Here is a 14,182-nt window from a genome sequence, read left to right as displayed (position 1 = left end):
GGTGCCCTTTTCGTATCCATCCGCCCCGCGCAATGAAGCGCTCCAGGGCGGAAATCGAACCCCTGCGGCCGCAAGCCGTTGAAAACCCCATCAAGACACTGGACGGAACACCTTCGCATGACCACACGGCCTCCCACGCGCGCCTTTTCACATCTCCGCAGCCCGCGCCCCGGAACGACCTGTGGATCCATGCTGGGCGCTCTGTTCCTCGTTTTCGGTCTGCTCTGCGCAGGCGTGACGACACCTCCTGCGCTGGCAGCAGCGGCGCAGACGGCGGCGGCCCCGATCAAGGACGCGCCCAAAGATGCCGACAAGACCCAGCAGTCAGATCCCGCCAATTCCGGCCTTGGCTGGAATGCAGTGTCCGCCTCCATCAGCCGTCAGCTCGATGACAGCGCCGCAGTGCTGCAGCAGGTTTTCGCGACGCTGAACCGCAAGGACGTCAACACGGGCAATAACGAACTCGACGCCCTGTCGGCCCAGATCCAGAAGGTCCAGCAGAACACGCAGGACGCGGTCACGCAGATCCAGTCCTATGACAGCATCACCGAATCTTTCCTGAAAATCCTTGGCCCGAAGGCCGCGGAAAACGAGGATGCGTCCGTCACCGCACAACGCCAGCGGATGCAGCAGAACTCACAGTCCGTGAAATCGGCACTAATGCGGGCCAAGCTCTATAATCTTCAGGCCCAGCAGCTCAACACGGCCATTAATGCGCGGCGCACACGCCTGCAACACGCAGCCCTGTCCGAACGGACGGTCTCGCCGCTCGCACCGCGCTTCTGGAACACGCTCCTGACCGAGCGTGCTGAAAACCGCTATTCGCTCCATGCGGGAGGCGTGCTGTCCGACTGGCTCTATCTCCTGATCGGCTGCGCGATCACCTTCGCGGCCATCGGCCTCAGTTCACCGCTGATCCTGCGTCTGCTCAAACGCTGCGGCGCCCATTTCCGTCCCGCCACCGAAGACAGCGTGAAAGAAGCCCTCTCGGGCAGCATCATCGCCATCACGCTCAACGGCGCGCTGGAGGCTCTGCTTGCAACACTCGTCTGGTTCATCTGGGCGGCGGCAGCCCTTCCCGACGGGGGCGGCCCGATCGGTGCGATCATTGGCGAGACCGTCCCCGTCTGTGGCTTCATCATTGGCGCCGGCCTGCCGATCTTCGGCCGCAGCGGCGTTCTCGCACAGGGGAATCCAGGCGAACGCAAGGCGTTGCGGGGCGTGGACTGGATCCTTGCCATCAGCATCCTTCTGCTGGACCTGCTGCGGGCCTTTCAGGCTCAGGACGCCTTTGGCCAGACGCTTCAGCTCCTGCTGGAAATCGCGTTCTCGATCGCCATTGGCCTGTGCGCCGTGGACACATTCCGCAGACTTGGCAACCAGAACGATACCCGCGGTTTCGCACCTTCCGCGCTGGGTGTTTCCAGCCTGCTTCTGGCGGTGACGGTCATCTCCATCCTGCTGGGCTATGTGGCTTTCGCCTTCACGCTCAATGGCTGGCTGCTCTCGCTGGGTACGGGTGTTACCATCGTGACGCTTCTGGGCCTGTGCTGGCGCGACGTACTGGACCGGCTGTTTTCGGAAGGCGGGTTCTTCAGCCTGCGCCTGGTCCAGCTCGGCCTGACGCAGCGCCGCCTGTCACAGATTGGCGTGATCCTCTCGGGGCTCGGCAACGTCCTGCTCCTGCTGCTCCTGTTCTCCATCGCACAGACGGATGGCAGCTTCAGCGTCGCGGACATCACGAACCGGCTCTGGCTGCTGTTCGTCGGCAATACCATCCACGGCGTGAAGATCTCGCTCGATACCGTGGTGCTGGCCATTGTTCTGCTGGTGGTGGCCTATTACGCGATCCGTCAGACGCGCGGCTGGCTATGGGACCGCTTCTTCCCCACCACACGCCTCGATATCGGCAGCCGCACCTCGATCCTCAGCATTTTCACCTACTGCGCCTGGATCCTCGTCGGCCTCGGCATCCTGTCCATCGCGGGGGTCTCGGTCCAGAACCTGACCTGGGTGGTCAGCGCACTCTCGGTCGGTATCGGTTTCGGCCTGCAATCCATCGTGCAGAACTTCGTCTCCGGTGTAATCCTGATGGTGGAACGCCCCGTTCGCGTCGGCGATATGGTCGAAATCGCCGGCACGCGCGGTGACGTCAAACGCATCAGCATCCGCGCCACCGACATCGGCCTGAGCGATGGCTCGACCATGATCGTCCCGAACTCCCAGTTCATCACGACCAGCATCAAGAACGCGACGCTGAGCGGTGCTACCGGCGTCCTGACCCTGACGTTCAAGATCCCGCTGACAACGGATCCCGAGAAGGCAAAGGCCATGCTGCTGGAAGTCGCGGCCCATCGTGACGAAGTCCTCGCCACGCCATCACCGAAAGTCCGGGTCAGCGCGATTGCCGATGACAGTCTGACCATGACCCTGAGCGTTGCCCTCATCTCGGCCCGTGACGGCGGGAGTGTGCAGGACGCCATTCTTTTTGACGTCTTCCGCCGTTTCCATGCCGAAGACGTCGCCATCACAACAGCATGATCGGAAAATACTTTTCGGGACTCCGCGCAATACTCGATTTCCAGACGGACTGGTCCTAAGGTCAGTCCGTCCAGAGAGGCCAGGATCCAGACCGATGCCATCCCCGACACAGATTTCCGGAGACAAGACGCCGGGTCAGGTTTTTCACCTGCCAGTCCGTTCCAAGACGCTCTCCATGGCGGAAGCCGCGGTTCATCTCGGGCTGCCGGAACGCCGGATGAAGCTGCTCGCCCTGCTCGGCACGGGGCCGGCACGTACGCAGGCACCCGACGGGAAAATCGCGTATCGCCGTGAGGATCTGGAACTCTATCTCACCGCCCTGCACGAAAAGGCCGATATCTCCGGCACGGAAATGATGCGTCGGCGCGCCCAGGCCGCAGCCAGCCGTCAGCGGGCGCTGGAACTCGGCCAGATTGGCAGCAAAACAGGCTTTCCCGATCCCGATCCGTTCATGATGCTGGCCACCGGCGCCGATGCCCGTCAGCACGCCTGCTTTTTTGTCATCAAGGTCATGGCGCTGTTCGGACTGATCATGCTCTGCATCTCGTCCACCCCGCTGCTCCGGGCGCATTTCAACTGACGGGCCATATCCTGCCCGTCAACTGACAGTTCTTACGCAAAACCGCAGAGCACGACCTTTCCAATACCCTTGCCGCTTTCGAGCAGTTCATGCGCCCGGCGCAGATTGGCAATGGTGATCGGCCCCAGCATCTCATGCAGGGTTGTCTTCAGAAGACCGGCATCCACAAGCGATGCCACCTGCGCCAGAATTCTACCCTGTGCGGGCATGTCCGGCGTCTCGAACATCGGACGTGCGAACATGTATTCCCAATGCACGGAGAGGGCTTTGCGCTTGAAGGGCATGATGTCGAACTCGCCCGGATCGTCGATCAGGGCCAGCGCGCCTTGCGGCGCGAGAGAGCGCACGATTGCATCCCTGTGCTCGCCGGATGCGGTCAGACCAGCCACATAGCGCACCTGCGGAATTCCGATCCGCGCCAGTTCCTGATCGAGCGGCCGGCGATGATCGATAACGTGGTGCGCGCCCATTTCCAGGCACCAGTCCGTGGTCTCCGGACGGGACGCCGTGGCAATGACTGTCAGCCCCGTGAGACGACGCGCGATCTGCGTCAGGATCGAGCCCACGCCCCCCGCACCGCCGACGATCATGATCGCCTCCGGATTGTCCATCTCGCCCAGCCGCACCCCCAGCCGGTCGAACAGCAGCTCCCAGGCCGTAAGCGCAGTCAGCGGCAAGGCGGCAGCTTCGGCATCGGAAAGGCTTTTCGGCGCGAGCGCGATCAGGCGTTCATCGACAGCCTGAAACCGCGCATCGCTCCCCTGCCGGTTGGCAGTACCCGCATAGAAAACGCGATCCCCGGCCCGGAAACCCCGGACCTGACCACCCGTCGCAACAACAGTTCCGACCGCGTCATATCCCAGAACCCGCGGCTCATCGCCCGGCGGATCCATCGACCGCAGCTTGGTATCGACGGGGTTAACCGAAACTGCCCGGATTTCCACAACGACATCCCGCGGCCCCGGCACAGGGGTCGGAATGTCGAGTTCAACCAGCGCATCGGTTTCGTCCATGCGGGTTGCACGTCTGTGCCCGAAAGCCTTCATGGGAGAGATCTCCTAACTCAGAAAGAGCGCTGCGAGAGGGATCAGCCGTGCCGGTCCATCAGCATGTTCGTCACGGCCGCCTTGAACGGCAGCAGACGGTTGGCCACTGCCAATCCGGCTCGCCGCGCCATCAGGAACGGTGGCTCATCGCGGGTATAAACCGTGGCGATCGCATTGGTCGCGGCAAAGAGCGGCGCTGTTGCTAGGCGATGCGTGCGCTCGAAACGCGACAGAACAGACGGATCACCCGCATCCCCCGGGCCGTCGGCAATCGCCCGCGCCAGAACTTCCTGCCCCTTCAGGCCCAGATTGAACCCGTGCGCCGTAATCGGATGCATGCCCACAGCCGCATCCCCAATCAGCGCCAGACGCGGTGCCTGAAAACGATGCGCATAGACTGCCTTGAGCGGATAGACGCAGCGTGCGCTTTCCAGCGTCATCTGCCCCATGCGTCCCTGCGTCCGGGCCGTGATGTTCTCGCTGACAGCCTTGCCATCAAGCGCCTTGAGGCGCGCGATTTCATCCGGCTCCAGCGTCAGGACCAACGACGAGCATGATCCCGGCCGGTCGTCGGGTGCGACGGGCAGAAGAGCGATCGTCTGTCCTTCGTCGAACCACTGAAGGGCCGTATTGGCATGGGGCTCCGGGTGCCGCATGCGGCAGACCATGATGTTGCGCTGGAAATCATGCACGATCGCACCGATCCCCGCTTCGGCCCGCAGACGGGAAAACCGCCCGTCCGCCGCAACCAGAAGATCAGCCTCGATCCGTTCCCCATTGGCCAGCACAACACCAGCCGACCGGGTATCGTGCCACGAACTGGCAATGCCTTCCCCGGCCCGGATGTCCACGCCCGGCGTTCGCAAAGCGACACGATACAGGGCACGGCGGATGAGGTAGTTTGCCACCATGTGCCCCAGTGCATCGGGGCCATCGGAAGGTGCATCGAACAGAAGCGGCGGGTTGCCGGACTTTCCTGTCTCAATGCGCGCCGTATACATCGGGCAGATATTACCGGCGGGGATCTCGTCCCACGCGCCGACACTCTTCAGCCATTCCGACGCATGATGCGTCAACGCGATCTCACGGCCATCAAACGGCGGATCAGCCAGTACGTTCGCTGGTGACCGCTCGACCACACAGACTTTCCGGCCATCGCGCCCGAGCGAAATGGCGCAGGCCAGACCGACAGGGCCGCCGCCCGCAACAATGACGTCGTAACGCATCAGATCAACCGGCGTCCGCGGCGAACGTGATGGCGTCCCCTTTCCAGACGGCCATGTAATCATCGATCTCGGGCCGCTTGCGCTCATCCGAATGCTTGGCAGGCGTTCCGACGAACAGGAAACCGGCCAGACGATGCGGCTCAGGCAGACCAAGCGACTCAAGAAGCACGCGGTCCTCACAGAACGGCCCCGTCACCCACATGCCGCCGAATCCGGCAGCATGCAGCGCGTTCAGGACGTTCATCGCTCCTGCCGCCACAGCCATTTCCTGCTCGATCACCGGGATCTTCCCCTCCGGCTGCAGATGCATGCCCAGGGCAATGATCATCGGCATGTTGGCAAAGCGGTGATGGCGCTTGGTCTTCTTGGCTTCTGGCGCGTCAGGCTCCTGCCGCCCCATCGCTTCCACCACGAGATCGGCAAACGCCTCGCGGTGCTTGCCCTTGATCACCGTATAGCGCCACGGACGCATCTTCCCGTGATCCGGAGCCCGCAGGCCGGCGGACAGGATGGTTCGGAGCTCATCCCCCTTCGGCGGGGGCTCGACGAGATGGTCCGTCGAAGCGCGGGAGAGAAGGACGTCGAGAGGGGAATGATGATGTGCCATAATCAGGAAATATGGCCCGATCTCCCTTCTCCGCCAAGGGTAATTTCCAGACTCCGCCATTCTCAAGGAATAGTGACGCTCCCTCGTGCCGGTCGATACGGATCGGCATCCTCTCCATCCCGGATTTTCTCCCTGTCTGCCAACGTATTTTGCAGGCTTCTTTGCCAGACAGCGTGGAAATCCGCGTCGTGCTGGTGTAGCAGGAAGAACATGAACGAAAGCCGCCACGCCCGCCTGCATCGCGCCACCAGCGAAACCGACATCACTCTTGCCCTCACGCTCGACGGCCAGGGCCGCTCCGACGTGGACAGCGGCATCGGTTTCTTCGACCACATGCTGACGGCACTGGCCAAGCATGGTGGTTTTGACCTTGAGCTGAAAGCCAAGGGCGACCTGCATATTGACGGCCACCATACGGTCGAGGATGTCGGCATCGTCTTCGGGCAGGCCTTCCGTCAGGCCATCGGCGACAAGCGTGGCATCGAGCGTTTCGGCCATGCCCTCGTGCCGCTGGACGAAGCCCTGTGTGAGGCGGTCGTTGATATTTCCGGCCGCCCCTATCTGGCCTGGAACGTCGTCTTCCCGCGTGAGAAGATCGGCACAATGGACACGGAGTTGTTTGAAGAGTTCTTCCGTGCCTTCGCCATGTCCGCCCATATCGCCCTGCATCTGACCTGCAAATCCGGCACCAATGCCCATCATATCGCAGAAAGCGGCTTCAAGGCCGTTGCCCGCGCCCTGAAGGTCGCTGTTTCGCACGATCCCCGATCGGCTGGCGCCATCCCCTCCACCAAAGGCGTGCTGTGAAGCTTTACATTCCCTGCACGAAACCGGAGGCCGCCGGCCCGCAGATGCCCGTCATGGTGCAGGACGGATTTTCATGGCGCGTCCTGTTCTTCGGCTGGTTGGGGCTGCTGACTTACGGAGCATGGATCTCAGCCCTGCTGGCTGCAGCTGCTACCATGATCACGCTGCATGTTTTCATGGGTTTCTGGTCCCGGCTTGACCTGATCGTGGCCATCCATGCCGTTCTCGCCAGCTTCACGGCTGAGATCCGTCTATGGGAACAGCGCCTGAATGGCCGCGTTACCGGCACGCCGATCGCAGCCCCCAGTCGGGACATCGCCCTCCTGCGCTGGATGGACCAGCAGCATTACACTGCCCCTTACGGCAGCACATTTCCGGAGTTTCCATGCGCGTCGTCGTAATTGACTACAATGGCGGAAATCTCGCCTCGGCCGCACAGGCAGCCCGCAAGGCCGCAACCCGCAAAGGGATCGAGGCCGACGTCGTCATCTCGCGTGATGCGACCGACATCCTGAATGCCGACCGCCTGATCCTTCCCGGACAGGGCGCTTTTGCCGACTGCGCACAGGGCCTTGGCCCCGCACTGCGCAACATGCTCGAAACCGCGACCGCCAATGGCACGCCGTTCTTGGGCATCTGCGTCGGCATGCAGCTCATGTGCGAATACGGGCTCGAACATGGCCGCACCGAAGGTCTGGGCTGGATTTCCGGCAATATACGCCGCATGGATGAAGCCGCAAATGCCAGTTTGCGCCTGCCGCATATGGGCTGGAACACGCTGGACTTCACGCCCGGCGCCCATCTGCTGACGGATGGCCTCATCCCCGGCAATCACGGCTATTTCGTCCATTCCTATGCCCTGCATGATGGTGCGGACAGCGATCTCGTCGCAACCGCGCAGTATGGCACGCAGGTTCCGGCCATCGTCGCGCGCGGCAACCGCTGCGGCACGCAGTTCCACGTTGAAAAGAGCCAGGATGTCGGTCTGACGATCCTCGGCAACTTCCTGCGGTGGACCTCATGACCATCACCTGTGAACGCGTCGTCTCCCCGCTTCCGCCCGAAGATCTGGACGCGCTGATCGAAGCCACGTCCGCCGGGATTCTGGACGGCGGCGGCTTCGGCTGGCTTCAGCCTCCCGGGCATCAGGCGCTGGCCCGTTATTTCGAAGGCCTGCTGTTGGTGCCGGAGCGCAGCTTCTACGTCGTGCGTGAGAACGGGGTCATCTGCGGCGCGGGCCAGCTCGTCCGTCCACCAGCAAGTTACGAAGCCCATGCCGCCACCGCCAATCTGACAGGCTTCTTCGTCGCCCCCTATGCCCGCGGCCGCGGTCTGGGACGTGCGCTGCTGGAAGCCATGCTCAAGGGCGCGAAGGCCATTGGCTGCAAGGTTGTAAACTGCGACATCCGCGAAACGCATGTCGCCGCTATCGGGCTGTTCCGGTCGTTCGAATTCGAACACTGGGGGACCCATCCCTATTATGCACGGATCGGAGGGCAGACGGTGCGCGGACTTTTTCTCTCGAAACTTCTGGCAAACGAGAACGAGGCCGCCCGCTGGCAGTCCAGCATCGCCATGCCCGACACCAGCAGCGCGGCTTCAGACACAATGACCAATACACCCGCCCCGGCTCACGGCCTGACGCTCTACCCGGCCATCGATCTCAAGGATGGTGCCTGCGTCCGCCTGCGTCGTGGGGAAATGGAAGACGCCACCCATTATTCCGACGATCCCGGCGCACAGGCCAAGCTGTTCGCGGAAGCCGGCTGCCGACACCTGCATGTCGTGGATCTGAACGGTGCGTTCGCCGGTCGGTCCACCAATATTCCGGCGATTGAATCCATCGTGAAAGCCACGAACCTGCCCGTGCAGCTTGGCGGTGGCATCCGTGACATGGCCGCCATTGAACGCTGGCTCGAAGCCGGCGTCTCACGCGTCATCCTGGGCTCGGTCGCCGTCAAGGACCCCGAACTGGTCCGTCAGGCCGCCCGCGCTTTCCGGGGCCGGATCGTCGCAGGCATCGATGCCCGACAGGGCCGCGTTGCGACTGAAGGCTGGGCCGAAGTCTCCGAACTGGAAGCCAACGATCTCGCCCTGCGCATGGAAGATGCCGGTGTTGCTGCCGTGATTTTCACCGAAATCACGCGGGACGGCATGCTGGCCGGACTGGACCTTGAACAGACCGCGGGCATGGCCCGTCGTCTCTCCATCCCTGTCATTGCAAGTGGTGGCGTCGGCAGTCTGGAGCATCTCAAGGCGCTGCGCGATGTCGCCCGCGATGTTCCGGGCATTTCCGGCGCCATCGTCGGCCGTGCCCTGTATGATGGCCGCATCTCGCTCAAAGACGCCTTGGACGTCCTCGGTTCATGCTGAAACTCCGCGTCATCCCCTGTCTGGACGTCAAGGACGGCCGCGTCGTCAAAGGGGTGAATTTCGTCTCCCTGCGCGATGCAGGTGATCCGGTCGAGCAGGCCAAGCTCTACGACGCGGCCGGTGCCGATGAACTCACCTTCCTCGACATCACCGCCAGCGTCGAAAACCGCGACACTATCCTCGATGTCGTCCGCCGTACGGCCGAAGCCATCTGCCTGCCCCTGACCGTCGGCGGTGGCGTGCGCACCTGCGAAGACATGCGCCGCCTGCTTCTGGCAGGGGCGGACAAATGCGCCGTCAATTCGGCGGCCATCAAAAATCCGGACCTGATCCGCGAAGCGTCCGAACGCTTTGGCAGCCAGTGCATCGTTGTCGCCATTGATGCCCGCTCCAACGGCAAGGGCGGCTGGGAAGTCTATGCCAAGGGCGGTCGCGAACCCACGGGGTTGGACGTCGTGGAATGGGCACGAAAAATGCAGGATCTGGGAGCCGGCGAAATCCTGCTCACCAGCATGGACCGTGACGGCACCCGCGCAGGTTTCGATCTGGATCTGCTTCGTGCCGTCTGCGGCGCAGTGACGGTTCCCATTGTCGCTTCGGGGGGCGTGGGCGAACTGCAGCATTTCGTGGAAGGCGCAGAAGTCGGCGCAAGTGGCCTTCTGGCGGCAAGTGTGTTCCACTTCGGCCAGTTCCGTATCGATGAAGTCAAGAACGCGCTGAACAAGGCCGGACTGCCGGTCAGGCTTGGAGAGTAAGACCATGGGAAAACCCGCCACCAAACCGGCCCCGAAGCCTTCGAAGCAGCAGGACGATAAGAAGTCCGACCTTCAGCAGGAACTGGTCCTCCAGCGCCTGTATGATACGGTCCAGTCCCGCCGCGGCACTGACCCGTCCCTCAGCCACTCCGCACGCCTGATGGCCCGTGGCCGCAACAAGATCGCCCAGAAATTCGGCGAGGAAGCCGTCGAATGCCTGATCGAGGCTGTCAACGGCAACCGCAAGGAGCTGATCGGGGAAAGCGCGGACGTGCTGTACCACCTGATCGTCATGTGGGTAGACGCCGGCGTCTCTCCCGAAGACGTCTGGACGGAACTCAAGCGCCGTGAAGGCACGAGTGGCATTGCCGAAAAGGCTGCACGCCCCAAAGAAAAGCTCGGCTGAACAGGAAGCAGACCATGACCTACGATCCCGGCAACATCTTCGCCCGCATCCTGCGCAAGGAAATTCCGGCCCGCACCGTCTATGAAGACGACTTCGCGCTCGCCTTTCATGACATCGCTCCCCAGGCGCCGATCCACGTTCTGGTCATCCCCAAGGGGCCATACGTCTCCATCGCCGATTTCGGTGCAACAGCCTCTCCCGACGAAATCACGGGCTTCTGGCGTGCTGTTTCCAAGATTGCCGAAGAACAGGGCCTCACCCGCGAAGGCTTCCGTCTCATCAGCAATTCCGGCCCCAATTCCGGGCAGGAAGTTCCCCATTTCCACGTCCACCTGTTCGGTGGTGCGGCCCTTGGGCCCCTGCTGACACAAAAAACTTCTTAAATAAGACTTGCCAAGAACCGAGGGGCCGACTATCAAGCCCTTCGCCTCGTCCCATTCGTCTAGAGGCCTAGGACACCGCCCTCTCACGGCGGCAACAGGGGTTCGAATCCCCTATGGGACGCCAATTTTATTTGGCAATGTTATCAGCGCCTTACGGGTAAATTGCCCTATCCCATCCAAAAATTAAGTAGCGATTTTGGACCAATTCTGGACCAATGACGATTCCGCCCCCTTTTCGGAGTTCGTCTCATGGCCCGCACAAAATCCGCCGAGAATGCCAACGATCCCGCCACGGGACGTCCGCTGCCCGATGATGTGAGTTGCCAGGGTCCGAAGCAGTATCGGGCACGCAAACTGGTTAATGGCCAGCGGATCGTCAGAACATTCGATACAGCCCGTTTCGCACGTGCATGGCTCGAAGAGACCTCGGTCAAGGTTCGTGAGGGCCGCAATATCGATGTCCGTACCCTCGACGGGATCGTGCTGCGAGCGCTGATCGAGCGATATCGAGATGAGTGCATGGCTCATCGCGAGCGCGATCGCACTGGTCATATTCCGGCTCTGCTCCGCGACACGATCGCTGACCTGAAGCTCTCCCGCCTGACGATCCCGGCTGTCAGAGGTTTCCGGGACAGGCAGGCGAAAGATCTGGCCCCCGCGACCGTTGTGAAACGCCTCAACCTTCTCGCATCCATTCTGCAGCATGCAATGTCTGAGTGGGACGTGCCGCTGCCGCAAAATCCGGCTTCAGGGCGCCTGATCAAGCGACCGGCGGGGGCAGACCGGAAGCGCAATCGCAGGCTGGAAGAGGCAGCCTGTTCCGCAGGGAGCGTCTCGCCGGGGGAGCACGAGCCTTCCGGAGAGTATGAGCGTCTGCTGGACGCTGTGAGATCAGACACCCATCCTGATGATGTCTGGCTTGTCAGATGGTCCATTGAGCAGGCAACCCGCCTGAGCGAAGCCACCTCCCTGCGCTGGTGTGACGTCGACCTCACAGCAAGAACCATCCGTCTGTCGCACACCAAAACCATCCATCTCGCGGAAGAGCGAGGCCCTGAAATCCGGCCCCTGATACCCGGCGCACGGGCTCTGCTTCGTGAGAAACTCGCTTCGTTCGACGCTCCGCCAGCACCCGAAGATCTGATTTTCGATGTTGGTGATGAACGCGCTTTTTCAGTGAGGTACGGCCGAATGGTGAAACGGGCTGGTCTTCACGACCTGACCTTCCACGACCTGAGGCACGAGGCAACCTCGCGACTGGCCCGTCTGTTTCCAAATCCGCTCGATTTATGCCGCGTGACCGGGCACCGCGATCTTAAAAGTCTGGATCGCTACTACCAGCCCGTGCTCACGACCCTTGCGGAGAATGCGGAAGAGCGCGCTCGTGTGCTTGGCTTCATTTATGACAGCGATGAAGGCGTGGCCAGGTAGATCGGGGCCCCAGGATACGTATGTGAGCCTGACAAAACCCGCTTTGAAATATTTTGTTATCGTTCTTGCTGCTGCGGAAATTCTCTCTGCCCAGAAACCGGAAACGCCCCGCAAAAAATAATATTCGGAACGAAAGCGAAAATACTTCCTTCGGTTTTCTGTTGAATTTTACCGGATACTTCCGACTATCCTGAATGCGGCACAGGGAAGCAGTGAGGATGGGCGTGGATCACAGGAAGAACAGCAGCGCCTGCGAGGTCATGACTTCGAGAGAGGCGGCGGACTACCTGCGAATATCGTATGATGGGTTCCGTACGATGCGCTCGCGTGGTCAAGGACCGGCTGTTTTTTTGCGATCGGTCGACGACTTCGCTTTCGCAAGGAGGATCTTGACGCTTTTCTCGCATCGCACGTTCAGCGCAATACCCCTGTACCCAACATGGATAACTCTGCTGCACCTGACCAGCGTGGTCTTGCGGTCAGGCGTAAAAGAGGTCGCCCGCGAGCGACAGGCCAGATCGTGGTCATGCCAGCCTCTGTCTACGTACAGGCCACTGCCCTTCTGGCCCTGATCATTGCTGTGTATCTCCTCGGCCTTTCGTTATTCTGAACGAGCCGCCGCCAGCCTGTGTCATGCCTGATAAAGCGGAATTTTCGTTGCGCACAGATTCAGTTCAGGCAAAAGCGCTGACAGCGTCTGCAGACCATGACATCACTGCACTTACTGCCTGGCATGTCCGGCGCCCGGAGTACTTAAAGGGCGCCCTGGCGCGGATTGGAAGGAGTTCTTCACCCGCGATTTCTGCCATCGCAGAAGCGTGTCTGCCGCGACTGCCGTGCCGCGTGCGCGCGTCGATGACCGAAGACGAGACGGCAGCGCAGATCATGGACCTCGTGGAAGCGATTTCACAGCGTTACGTCTCCCCGAACAGCCCGGATGCCCGGAATGCCCTTCTCTTCAGGCTTTCCCCCGGCTGGAAGGAGCGGTGGTTAGCCCTGCCTGACATGATCCGTCCGATGATCGTCACTGATGCCGTCGGGCCAGGCGGGTTCGCAATCCTGTGGCTGAGCACGCCCGTCATCACGAGCGCGAAGGGACGGACCGCCCCTCAGGCCCTCGCCGATCAGGCTGAAATTCTGATGGCGGAAGCTCTCGGAGCATCGCGCCTTGCTGCGTTGAGTCTGGTCGGGTCACCATGGGCAACCAGAAAGGATCTCCAGGACAGCGCTACACCTGCTCAGCCTGTTTGGAAGATCCTGCCAGGGGCGGGGCCGGTTGAACTACGCGCTGTCATCAAGCTGCTTTCGCCGCAAGCAGGCCCGGACTTCGGTGCGGACTGCGACAAAACTACTGAGTTCTACAACACTCCGAGAGCGATCCGGACCACCAACCGGCACCTGTTCGACGAGGTCCGGAAGCATTTCAGAAATCATCCGTCGCCTGATCTTAAAGATATTCTCGCCTATGCTCTCGCGGTCAATAAACAGTTTCCGCGCTCCGTCGCTCGCCTGACTGTCGATGAAATGTGCAAGCGTATTCATAATTATTTCCAGAAAAAACTCGCATCTCGCGCCACACGTCCCACCAGACGCAGAGACCCCAGCGAAACGCCCCGACAGGCGCAGGCACGTGCGGGACGCGAGACCGGAAAAATCCGATTTGAAGCCACATCGCGTCGACTGGTGCGTCTTGTGGCAGAGTGGCCCCGTGATCGAGAGCTGACGCAAACAGCTCTTGCAATTGCAGCAGGTGTCTCCGAACGAACGATCCGAACGCACTGGAATCAGATAATCCTGACCGGCAGTTCGCTCCCCCTATCTGGTAGTACAAAGCATCTCACGAGGACAGAGATATTATTTAATGGAAAAACCCTTTGTGATCTTGTCTCATATCGGAAGATGGAACTGGAAGATCTGGCGTACTATGAAAGTTACAAGCGAGATCTCAGGCGTTTTCCTACTGTTCTGAATTTTCCAGACACGCCCGCTTCGGGTTGGGATAATCCGGAGATTGCCCTCGCTTATCG

At 61.3% G+C, this 14,182-nt stretch carries 14 protein-coding genes and 1 tRNA gene; 12 read left to right on the top strand and 3 right to left on the bottom strand.

What is annotated here, in order from left to right:
• Positions 1–117 precede the first annotated feature (117 nt).
• A complete protein-coding gene (locus tag GOX01_RS07425; protein ID WP_131973867.1) occupies positions 118–2,541 on the top strand; it encodes a DUF3772 domain-containing protein in 2,424 nt (807 codons plus the stop codon).
• 94 nt (positions 2,542–2,635) lie between these two features.
• A complete protein-coding gene (locus GOX01_RS07420; protein ID WP_011252056.1) occupies positions 2,636–3,121 on the top strand; it encodes a hypothetical protein in 486 nt (161 codons plus the stop codon).
• 32 nt (positions 3,122–3,153) lie between these two features.
• Here the strand turns inward: GOX01_RS07420 and GOX01_RS07415 are convergent, their stop codons facing one another.
• Genes GOX01_RS07415 through GOX01_RS07405 form a run of 3 tightly spaced genes read right to left on the bottom strand, consistent with a single transcriptional unit; the run spans position 3,154 to position 6,000 of the window.
• Complete coding sequence (locus GOX01_RS07415) at positions 3,154–4,167, bottom strand: zinc-binding alcohol dehydrogenase family protein (RefSeq protein ID WP_011252057.1); 1,014 nt, start codon at positions 4,165–4,167, stop codon at positions 3,154–3,156.
• Positions 4,168–4,208: 41 nt separating this feature from the next.
• Positions 4,209–5,393, bottom strand: coding sequence for a 5-demethoxyubiquinol-8 5-hydroxylase UbiM (gene ubiM, locus GOX01_RS07410; RefSeq protein ID WP_062269699.1), 1,185 nt, complete (start codon positions 5,391–5,393; stop codon positions 4,209–4,211).
• A 4-nt stretch (positions 5,394–5,397) separates the two neighbouring features.
• Positions 5,398–6,000 carry a nitroreductase family protein gene (locus GOX01_RS07405; protein ID WP_011252059.1) on the bottom strand — a complete coding sequence of 201 codons (603 nt, stop codon included), beginning with the start codon at positions 5,998–6,000 and terminating at the stop codon, positions 5,398–5,400.
• A gap of 210 nt (positions 6,001–6,210) precedes the next feature.
• Here GOX01_RS07405 and hisB point away from each other — a divergent pair, with 210 nt between their 5' ends.
• The 10 genes from hisB to GOX01_RS07350 all read left to right on the top strand — a co-directional run.
• Entirely contained in the window at positions 6,211–6,807 is a 597-nt protein-coding gene (gene hisB / locus GOX01_RS07400) for an imidazoleglycerol-phosphate dehydratase HisB (protein ID WP_011252060.1), read from the top strand.
• Positions 6,804–7,208, top strand: coding sequence for a hypothetical protein (locus GOX01_RS07395; RefSeq protein WP_011252061.1), 405 nt, complete (start codon positions 6,804–6,806; stop codon positions 7,206–7,208). The genes hisB and GOX01_RS07395 overlap by 4 nt, the downstream gene beginning before the upstream one ends.
• Complete coding sequence (gene hisH / locus GOX01_RS07390; protein ID WP_011252062.1) at positions 7,193–7,831, top strand: imidazole glycerol phosphate synthase subunit HisH; 639 nt, start codon at positions 7,193–7,195, stop codon at positions 7,829–7,831. Before GOX01_RS07395 ends, hisH begins: the two co-directional genes overlap by 16 nt.
• Positions 7,828–9,180 carry a 1-(5-phosphoribosyl)-5-[(5-phosphoribosylamino)methylideneamino]imidazole-4-carboxamide isomerase gene (hisA, locus tag GOX01_RS07385; protein ID WP_062269708.1) on the top strand — a complete coding sequence of 451 codons (1,353 nt, stop codon included), beginning with the start codon at positions 7,828–7,830 and terminating at the stop codon, positions 9,178–9,180. Before hisH ends, hisA begins: the two co-directional genes overlap by 4 nt.
• Positions 9,174–9,935 carry an imidazole glycerol phosphate synthase subunit HisF gene (gene hisF / locus GOX01_RS07380; RefSeq protein ID WP_011252064.1) on the top strand — a complete coding sequence of 254 codons (762 nt, stop codon included), beginning with the start codon at positions 9,174–9,176 and terminating at the stop codon, positions 9,933–9,935. The genes hisA and hisF overlap by 7 nt, the downstream gene beginning before the upstream one ends.
• 4 nt (positions 9,936–9,939) lie before the next feature.
• On the top strand, positions 9,940–10,341 hold the full coding sequence (locus tag GOX01_RS07375; protein WP_011252065.1) for a phosphoribosyl-ATP diphosphatase: 402 nt from the start codon (positions 9,940–9,942) through the stop codon (positions 10,339–10,341).
• 14 nt (positions 10,342–10,355) lie between these two features.
• On the top strand, positions 10,356–10,724 hold the full coding sequence (locus GOX01_RS07370; RefSeq protein WP_011252066.1) for a histidine triad nucleotide-binding protein: 369 nt from the start codon (positions 10,356–10,358) through the stop codon (positions 10,722–10,724).
• A gap of 48 nt (positions 10,725–10,772) precedes the next feature.
• Positions 10,773–10,848 (top strand) — tRNA-Glu (locus GOX01_RS07365).
• A 125-nt stretch (positions 10,849–10,973) separates the two neighbouring features.
• On the top strand, positions 10,974–12,155 hold the full coding sequence (locus GOX01_RS07360) for a site-specific integrase (RefSeq protein ID WP_034952869.1): 1,182 nt from the start codon (positions 10,974–10,976) through the stop codon (positions 12,153–12,155).
• Between the two features lie 633 nt (positions 12,156–12,788).
• A partial coding sequence (locus GOX01_RS07350) for a hypothetical protein (protein ID WP_141259244.1) occupies positions 12,789–14,182 on the top strand: 1,394 nt, incomplete at its 3' end.

The sequence above is a fragment of the Gluconobacter oxydans genome (assembly GCF_006539685.1).
Classification (GTDB): Bacteria; Pseudomonadota; Alphaproteobacteria; order Acetobacterales; family Acetobacteraceae; genus Gluconobacter; species Gluconobacter oxydans.
The sequence above is the reverse complement of the archived record's forward strand: the minus strand, read 5'-3'. Positions and strand labels throughout refer to the sequence as shown.

What these genes read in the sequence shown, in the direction of transcription:
- GOX01_RS07425 (WP_131973867.1), top strand. Translation starts at nt 118, where the DNA reads ATGACCACACGGCCTCCCACGCGCGCCTTTTCACATCTCCGCAGCCCG.
- GOX01_RS07420 (WP_011252056.1), top strand. Translation starts at nt 2,636, where the DNA reads ATGCCATCCCCGACACAGATTTCCGGAGACAAGACGCCGGGTCAGGTT.
- GOX01_RS07415 (WP_011252057.1), bottom strand. Translation starts at nt 4,167, where the DNA reads ATGAAGGCTTTCGGGCACAGACGTGCAACCCGCATGGACGAAACCGAT.
- ubiM (WP_062269699.1), bottom strand. Translation starts at nt 5,393, where the DNA reads ATGCGTTACGACGTCATTGTTGCGGGCGGCGGCCCTGTCGGTCTGGCC.
- GOX01_RS07405 (WP_011252059.1), bottom strand. Translation starts at nt 6,000, where the DNA reads ATGGCACATCATCATTCCCCTCTCGACGTCCTTCTCTCCCGCGCTTCG.
- hisB (WP_011252060.1), top strand. Translation starts at nt 6,211, where the DNA reads ATGAACGAAAGCCGCCACGCCCGCCTGCATCGCGCCACCAGCGAAACC.
- hisH (WP_011252062.1), top strand. Translation starts at nt 7,193, where the DNA reads ATGCGCGTCGTCGTAATTGACTACAATGGCGGAAATCTCGCCTCGGCC.
- hisA (WP_062269708.1), top strand. Translation starts at nt 7,828, where the DNA reads ATGACCATCACCTGTGAACGCGTCGTCTCCCCGCTTCCGCCCGAAGAT.
- hisF (WP_011252064.1), top strand. Translation starts at nt 9,174, where the DNA reads ATGCTGAAACTCCGCGTCATCCCCTGTCTGGACGTCAAGGACGGCCGC.
- GOX01_RS07375 (WP_011252065.1), top strand. Translation starts at nt 9,940, where the DNA reads ATGGGAAAACCCGCCACCAAACCGGCCCCGAAGCCTTCGAAGCAGCAG.
- GOX01_RS07370 (WP_011252066.1), top strand. Translation starts at nt 10,356, where the DNA reads ATGACCTACGATCCCGGCAACATCTTCGCCCGCATCCTGCGCAAGGAA.
- GOX01_RS07360 (WP_034952869.1), top strand. Translation starts at nt 10,974, where the DNA reads ATGGCCCGCACAAAATCCGCCGAGAATGCCAACGATCCCGCCACGGGA.